Genomic DNA, 5,741 nt, shown 5'->3' on the forward strand with positions numbered 1-5,741 from the left:
GGTTGAAGATAAACCTGCAACGGAAACCAAGCCTGGAGTATGGTCACTGTATGACAAGATTTTGACTTATGGAAAGGAAAACAATTTAAAAGAATGGCAGAAAAGTGATGAACTTGCCAAATTTATAGAACAAGCAGCAGCTAATAAAGGAGTTAATATTAATGCGACAGTCACTGAAGAAAATATTAAAAAAATCAGTGACGATGTAGTAGTGAGAAGTTCATTTACAGGTAAAATACTTGATATTAACGGTATTGGACAAGAAGATAATGTTTACTGTGGTCCAGCATGTATCCAAATGCTTTGCGTGTACTATAATAATCCTAACCCTGTCCCTTCACAGGAAACAATCTATTTGGGTGATGGATTGTGGAGTTGGGATCCTGATTCCATAGGCACATCTGGGCTCTCAGCTGATAACATAGTGGAATGGGCTGAAGATAAATGGGAAAAAACGGGAACCATAACTAATAGGCTTTATAATAGTGACGCGATATCAGAAATTGAAAATGAGAGACCATTCTTCAGTATGATTCCAGGTCATTTTCGACTTTGTAAAGGATACATAGTTCAAGATGGGTATACATATTTGCGCCTTAATGATCCAGAGCCTACTGGTTCGACGTATGGAAATCCAGGATTACTTGAACGTACATACGGCAGTTCAGAAATCCAACGTATATACGTAAGGTAAAAATTCCTCAGAGGAGTTCGATAAACTTCTGGTTTTCAACGGTTGCCTATGAACCTATATAACAACCAGCCAAAAATTGAGGTTTATCGGAACCTCTTATTTATAAGGTGTTGGCATGAACAAAATTAAGGAGAGAGCCACTGATGTTGTTGCTTTTTAATAAGTCCATAAGTTGGGATTTAAAATGGAAGAAATAACATATGATAAAACATATCGAGAGCATACTCTCATAAAAGTTTTGGGTATAACTGCACTTGCGATTTTAATATTGGCTGGTCTAGGGGGTGCAGCTCCATTTGCATATGTGACAAATCTGGGAGATTATCATAACTATACGAATTATAATCCTAATGTCGCTGTAATTGACACAGCAACTAACAATGTTACAGCCAGAGTGCCTCTCGGTGGAGGATGGCCTGTAGGAGTTGCAGTCAACCCTGCAGGAACAAAGATATATGTGGTAGACTCACCTATGGACACCTCCACTGTCTATGTAATTGACACAGCCACAACTAAGGTTAGTGCCAAAGTGAATTTAGGAAGTATTTATCCTTCGAGAATTACATTTAATCCTGAAGGAACAAGAGTTTATGTAACGAAACAGCATGACTACACTGACATCTCTGTAATTAACCCCGCGACAAATACTTTAATGGCACCGGTTATTGTGGGACCGAGTACTTATAGTATTGCATTTACCCCGGATGGAAAAAAAATCTATGCTGCAAATTGTAACAACAACACTATCTATGTAATTGATGCGGCTACAAACAAAGTTACAGCCAATATATCTGTAGGAGACAGTCCTTATGAACTTGTAGTCACACCGGACGGAAAAAAGGTATACGTACCTAACTATGGCAGCAACACTGTCTCTGTAATTGACACAGCCACGGATAATGTAATAGCCACTGTGCCTGTAGGAAACTCACCCAATCTTGTTGCAGTCACTTCTGATGGAAATAAAGTATATGTAGCTAACAATAACACTGTTTCCGTAATTGACACAGCTACGAATAATGTAATAGCCACTATACCTGTAGGAACTTCTTCTCGTAAAATTGTGATCAACCCAAATGGAAATAGGGTATATGTAGTGAACTTTGATAGCAATAGCGTCTCTGTAATTGACACGGCCACAGATAATGTAATAGCCAACGTGCCTGTGGGAGAACAACCAATGGGAATTGCAGTCACACAGGACGGAAAAAAGGTCTATGTGGCAAACTCCAGAAGCAGCAATGTCTCTGTAATTGACACAGCCACAGATACTGTTGCGGCTACGGTAAATGCAGGAATCCTTCCTACTGGAGTTGTAATAGTACCTCTTAAGGATTCTAATATGACTGCCAAAAGTACAGGGGCAACCTCCAATGCAACTGAAGAAAAAAGTGATGCCGAACTTAATAATTCAAACAAAAATAACTCTGAATCTGATAACGGTAGTAGCTCAAATGGAAGTGAATCTAACAAAAACAACTCTACTCTAGGTTTTGGATTATTAGGGAGCTTGACCTGTCTATATGGGGGATGGAAGCTCAGGAAAAAGTAATGCGAGACTTGGAGAACCTGAAGTACTGGTATTAATGATCCATTATCTCTCAAGTATGATGTACAAACTTAGAAACTTAATATGTCGAAGCTCTACACATCATGAGGGATTGAAACTCTCCAATTTTTAGGTGCTGGTATGAACAAAATATAAGGGGGAGTCGCTGATGTTGTTACTTTTTCATAAGTCCATAAGTTGGGATTTAAAATGGAAGAAATAACATATGATAAAACATATCGAGAGCATACTCTCATAAAAGTTTTGGGTATAACTTCACTTGCGATTTTAATACTGGCGTGCGCAGCAGGTGCAGCTCCATTTGCATATGTTACGAGTCTTGGAGTCGACACTGGCACTGTCTTTGTAATTGACACCGCGACTAACAATCTTACAGCCGTGGTACCTGTAGAAGGGTGGCCCTTTGGAGTTGTAATCAACCCTGCAGGAACAAAGGTGTATGTGGCGGACTTGTCAGGTACAAGCACCACTGTATCTGTAATTGACACTACGACAAATACGATTGAAGCTGTGGTAGATGTAGGAAGTTATCCTCGGGAGGTTGCAGTCGATCCGACAGGAACAAGGGTTTATGTGACGAATCGCTACAGTGTGGGGGATAATGACAGCAACAATGTCTCTATAATTGACACATCCACAAACAGTGTAGTGGGCACGGTTAATGTGGGGTTGAGTACTTATAATGTTGCATTTACACCAGATGGGAAAAAAATTTATGCTACGAACAGTCGTAACAATACTACTTCTGTAATTGATGTGACTACAAACAAAGTTACAGCCACTGTACCTACAGGAGACCATCCTACTGATATTGCAGTCAGTCCTGATGGAAATAAGGTGTATATAACCAATACAGGCAGCAACGACTTATCTGTAATTGATGTGACTACAAACAAAGTTACAGCCACTGTGCCGGTAGGAGACGGTCCATGTGGCGTTGCAGTCACTCTGGATGGAAAAAAGGCATATGTGCCAAATAAACGGAGCAACACCGTTTCTGTTATTAACGCAACAACAAACACTGTTACAGCCACAGTTCCTGTAGGAATTACTCCTTTAGGAGTTGCAGTCACTCCAGATGGAAATAAGGTATATGTGACAAACGCCGAAAGCGGCAATGTTTCTGTAATTGACACAGCAACAAACAAAGTTACAGCTACGGTGAATACAGGAAAATATTATATGAACTATCCTGTTGAAGTTGTAATTGTGCCTTTTATGGATTCTAATATGACTGATCAAAGCATAGGGGCAACCTCCAATGCAACTAAAAATTCAGAAATTGAAAAAACTAATTTATCCTCCTCTGAAAAAAATGCTGTCGAACTAAATAATTCAAACAATAATAATTCTGAATCTAATAATGGTAGTAGTTCAAATGGAAATGAATCAAACAAAAATAACTCTACTCCAGGTTTTGGATTATTGGGAAGCTTGATCTGCCTGTATGGTGGATGGAAACGCGGGAAGAAGTAATAAAGGACCTGGACAACCCGGAATTATTGGCATTAATGATCCAATGGCTGGTGGGTTGAATGGGACGCCAAAAATTGAATTCGACACCAGTCAAGAAAAAAACGTAGATATAAACAAAAATTCCTCAAAGAAGTTCGATAAATCTCTGGTTTCAGTAGTTGCTTATATACCCTTTATACAAACAGCCAGTCTATGGGTTTATCTAAATCCTGAATGCAAATTTTTCAAAATCGCAAATGACACTCGTGATCATATATCCATGTAATCTTAAAGCAATGAAAAACTAAAACAGATCATAACTTGCGGTGGTAGAAATGAGCAAAATTAAAAAGGAAATTGTTTCTTTTATTGTTTTGCTGAGTCTCTTAGTATTATGGGCACTGTTTACACAATTTCCAGTTAATACATCTACTCCAGTTAATATGTCTACTCCAGTTAATACTACTCAAGTTAATACATCTACCCCAGTTAATACGTCTACTCCGGATCCTGAATCGCAAGTAGCTGGTATGGCTATTCAATTTAAAAATGGAACTTCTGAATCAGAAATAAAAGCCATTCTTCAAAACTATAACATGACCAGAAACTATAGAATAACATATGATACTAATTCTATGGATAAATATTATATAATGGTGGACAAAGACAAAATTACGGCTGTAAAAGAAATTGAGAATATGGTGACTTGGAATGCTTCTACCATTATAAGAGGAAATTATTATATAATTAAGGTGCCTGAAAAAGCCATTTACTATAAAAGTTTTTTAGAGACGTTAGATAAACATGATATTCAGTTGAAAAAGTTTGTTTGGTGTGATATTCGTTTTCTTTATAGTGATGGACCTCTGACGTACTGGATTCCGAAAGAAGAGGCGATAAGGATAAAAAGTGAGCTCGAACAAAATGAAAATATATTTACAGTACAGTTTTATTATCTTTATCCTCCATGTAACCCCACGACCTAAGAGACTGTCTTAAAGCCTATCCAAAAAGTGATTACCTGTTATAACTTTTATAAGATACAATATGCAAAACCGGAACGGATACTCTAATATTATAGATTTATAACTTTCACAACATGCCATTAATGACTTTTCGGACAATCTCAATCTGGAAAAAATCAGCCTTAAGATAAACGTATCTAATGTAGATTTGTTTTTATACATTTTAAAGTTAGAAAACAAATTTCAACAAAGCCAAAAAATCAAAGTAAAAAATCAAAATAAAAAAGATGACCGGTTCAACTTTAAAACGGGACTTTATAATATACCGGTCCTCACTAAAAATCCTTCAAGAGGCACGGATTGAGTATAAAAACCGCATACTTTGTAGGGGTCTGCACCCATTGAGAGAGCTACGAGCTGGGCAATATTGATGTGCACCATATCGTATTTTACCCCGAACTCTTTTTCAATTACAGGCTGGTAGCGGTCATACTGGATATGGCAATTCGGGCACATATGGATCATTAACTCCACTCCGGCTCTCTGAAGGCTGTCGAATTTTGTTTTGGTAAACTGAAGAGAGGTGCTTTTGTTAAGGTGGAGCTGGGAAAAGCCCATTCCACAGGTAAGGGTGCGGACGGTATTTTATCAGAATTTGTCTAAAAAGAAATTATCTAATTTTAGGAGAGGCGTGTCAAAGTTTAGAAGATTCACTGACTCTACAGGCTCACATGAGATCCAAACACAGATATTTTTGCTGTAAGAATGTAAGCAGCCCATAAATATCATCACATATGAGTATAGATGTGAATTTTTACATTTGAATATAAACTCTTGAATATATGTCAAGGATATATGCTTATACATATACTTATTGGCCAGATCATCAAACTATCGAAGATTCAGAATATTGCAGACTCAAAACGGACATGAAAAACGGATAGTTAGAGAGAATGGTCGGAAAACTTATAAGGAGTTAGATAAGAGGAATTCATGGAGTTCAAAAGTATTTCCCGTACCATACGAACTCCATAAAATACACCCTAAGAGGCATGAT

At 37.6% G+C, this 5,741-nt stretch carries 6 protein-coding genes; 5 read left to right on the forward strand and 1 reads right to left on the reverse strand.

Features of this window, described 5'->3' with window-relative positions; genetic code table 11:
* The 5 genes from EO98_RS07290 to EO98_RS07310 form a co-directional block, all read left to right on the forward strand.
* Positions 1–694: C39 family peptidase (locus tag EO98_RS07290; RefSeq protein WP_048140116.1), on the forward strand; the 694-nt coding region annotated here is incomplete at its 5' end.
* Positions 695–878: 184 nt separating this feature from the next.
* Positions 879–2,246 (forward strand): YncE family protein, encoded by a 1,368-nt coding sequence (locus EO98_RS07295; RefSeq protein ID WP_048140114.1) that lies wholly within the window; start codon positions 879–881, stop codon positions 2,244–2,246.
* A gap of 207 nt (positions 2,247–2,453) precedes the next feature.
* Positions 2,454–3,740 carry a beta-propeller fold lactonase family protein gene (locus EO98_RS07300; RefSeq protein ID WP_048140111.1) on the forward strand — a complete coding sequence of 429 codons (1,287 nt, stop codon included), beginning with the start codon at positions 2,454–2,456 and terminating at the stop codon, positions 3,738–3,740.
* Entirely contained in the window at positions 3,712–4,005 is a 294-nt protein-coding gene (locus tag EO98_RS07305) for a hypothetical protein (protein WP_048140109.1), read from the forward strand. Before EO98_RS07300 ends, EO98_RS07305 begins: the two co-directional genes overlap by 29 nt.
* A 49-nt stretch (positions 4,006–4,054) precedes the next feature.
* Positions 4,055–4,705: a UPF0228 family protein gene (locus tag EO98_RS07310; RefSeq protein WP_048140107.1), complete on the forward strand. Its 651-nt coding sequence runs from the start codon at positions 4,055–4,057 to the stop codon at positions 4,703–4,705.
* Between the two features lie 294 nt (positions 4,706–4,999).
* Here EO98_RS07310 and EO98_RS07315 read toward each other — a convergent pair whose 3' ends face one another.
* Positions 5,000–5,302, reverse strand: coding sequence for a heterodisulfide reductase-related iron-sulfur binding cluster (locus EO98_RS07315; protein ID WP_048140104.1), 303 nt, complete (start codon positions 5,300–5,302; stop codon positions 5,000–5,002).
* Positions 5,303–5,741 lie beyond the last annotated feature (439 nt).

The sequence above is a fragment of the Methanosarcina sp. 2.H.T.1A.6 genome (genome assembly GCF_000979455.1).
In the GTDB taxonomy this organism is placed as follows: Archaea; Halobacteriota; Methanosarcinia; order Methanosarcinales; family Methanosarcinaceae; genus Methanosarcina.